The organism is Hymenobacter lucidus (assembly GCF_020447265.1).
In the GTDB taxonomy this organism is placed as follows: domain Bacteria; phylum Bacteroidota; class Bacteroidia; order Cytophagales; family Hymenobacteraceae; genus Hymenobacter; species Hymenobacter lucidus.
On record NZ_JAJADR010000021.1, the window covers coordinates 1 to 2,445 of the forward strand.

At 72.3% G+C, this 2,445-nt stretch carries 1 protein-coding gene; it reads right to left on the reverse strand.

Annotation, left to right across the window (positions count from 1 at the left end; translation table 11 throughout):
* Positions 1 to 2,445, reverse strand: a 2,445-nt coding sequence (locus LGH74_RS24755; protein ID WP_226180877.1) for a non-ribosomal peptide synthetase, incomplete at both ends; no start/stop codon positions are given.

The window sequence follows — 2,445 nt, forward strand, 5'->3', positions numbered from 1 at the left end:
ACGTGTTGCCAGTAGGGTAGTTGCTGGGCCAGGGCCGAGCTCTGGGCATAGGCCTGCTGCTGCTGCTGCCAGTACTGAAACGCATCCGTCTTGGCCGGCAAGCTCAGCGCCACGCCCTGCCGGTACTGCCCGTAGAGCGTGCTCAAGTCCTCCAGCACCACGCGCCACGACACCCCGTCGATGACCAAATGATGACAGACCAGCAACAACCGGTCCTGCTGCCCGGCCGGGTCCCGGAACAGGGCCGCCTGCAGCAGCGGGCCCGTGCCCAAATCCAGGCTGGCCTGGATCCGGTCACATTCCGCCGCGAAGCTGGCCGCCTCATAGGGCAGCACCTGCCAGCCGTAGCCCTGCTCCTTGCCCCGCGTCTGCTGCTGCCATTGCCCGGTTTCCGCCTCTTGCGCGAAGACCGTGCGCAGCGCATCGTGGTGCAGCACCAGCTGGTCCAGGCTGGCTCTGAGCCCCTTCTCCACCACCGGCCCGCGGCTGCGCAGCAGCACCGACTGGTTGAAGTGGTGCGGCGCGGCCAAGTGCAGCCCGAAGAACCAGTGCTGGATCGGGCCCAGCGGCACGGGCCCGGTAATCAGGCCCTGCTCGCTCTGCCGGCTCACCGGCTGCACCCGCGCGGCCAGGGCAGCAATGCGCGGGTAGAGCAAAATATCCTGGATGGCCACCGCGTAGCCGCCCTGGCGCAGGCGCGAGACGATCTGGATGGACTTGATCGAGTCCCCGCCCAGGGCAAAGAAGTCTTCCTCGATGCCGATGGGCGTGCGGCCCAGCACCTGCTCGTAGATGCCCACGAGCAGGGCCTCAACCGCCGTGCGGGCCGCCTGGTAGGCCACGCCCGTGCCCAGGCGCTGGGCCTGCGGGTCGGGCAGCTGGCCCGCGTCCACCTTGCCGTGCACCGTGCGCGGCAGCTGGGCCAGGGCCACAAACTGGGCCGGCACGGCGTGGGCCGGCAGCCGCTGGCTCAGATACGCCTGCAGCTCGCCGGCCGTGAGCTCGACGCCAGCGGGGCTGACCACGTAGGCCACCAGTTCCAGGCTGCTGGCCTCCCCGGCCCCGGGCCGGGCCACGACCACCGTCTCGACCAGCTGCGGGTGGGTGAGCAGGGCCCGCTCCACTTCGCCCAGCTCGAGGCGGTAGCCGCGGATCTTGACCTGGTGGTCGCCCCGGCCCAGGAACTCGAGCGTGCCCTGGGCCTGCCAGCGGGCCACGTCGCCGGTGCGGTAGAGGCGCTGGCCGGGGGCAAAGGGATGGGCCACGAATTTGTCGGCTGTGAGTTCGGGCTGGTGCAAGTAGCCCTGGGCCAGGCCTGGGCCGGCTACGCACAGCTCGCCGGCCACGCCCACGGGCACCAGGCGCCGGGCCGCGTCGAGCACGAGCACCTGGGTGCCGGCGATGGGCCGGCCGATGGTGGCGCGCACGGGCTCGTCCCGCCCGTAGGCGTGCACCGTGCTCCAGACCGTGGCCTCGGTCGGGCCGTACTCGTTGAAGAGGGTGCACTGCTGCAGGGCCGGGGCCTGCTGGTGGCGCTCGACCAGGCTCAGCGGGCAGGCCTCGCCGGCCACGATGACCTGGCGCAGGGCATTGGGCACCTGGGCAAACTCGGCCAGCAGCAGCTGGTAATACGAGGGCACGGTGAGCAGGTGCGTGACGCCCTGCTGGCGGGCCCACTGGGCCAGGGAGGGCACGTCGCCCAGGGCCGCCGCCGGGGGCAGCAGCAGCGTGCCGCCGGCGCCGAGCGTGCCGAAGAGACCGGCCACCGAGCTGTCGAAGGCCAGCGAGGAGAGCAGCAGAAAAGCCTCCACCCCGCTGTAGGTAGCCAGCCGCGCCCGGGTGGCGTGCAGCAAATTGCCGTGGGTGACCAGCACGCCCTTGGGCTGGCCGGTCGAGCCGGAGGTGTAAATCACGTAGGCCGGGCTCTGCGCCCCCAGCGCCGGGGCAAGCACGGGCGCGGTGGGGGGCGTGTCGAGCTCGTCGAGCTGCACGTCCAGGGCGAAGACGGCTCCGGCGTAGTCGCCCAGCTCGAAGAGGTAGTCGGTCTGGGTCAGCAGCACGGCCGGGGCCGCGTCGGAGAGCAGAAACTGGCGGCGGGCGGCCGGGTAGTCCGGGTCGAGCGGCACGTAGGCCCCGCCGGCCTTGAGGATGGCCCACACGCCGATCAGGGCCTGTGGGCCGCGCTCGGCCAGCAGGCCCACGAGCTGGCCCGGGCGCAGGCCGTAGTCGCGCTGCAGGGCGTGGGCCAGCTGGTTGGCCCGGGCCTCCAGCGCGGCGTAGCTGAGCGTGCCGCTGGCCGTCACCACCGCCGCCCGCGTCGGCTGGGTCGCCACCTGCGCGGCCAGCAAGTCCAGCACCGTCCCGGCCTCGGCCCCGGCCGCCATAGCATCCCCCCCGGGCAGGGCTTCGCCCTGGAAGCCCACCAGCAACTCCTCCCGCTCCTCC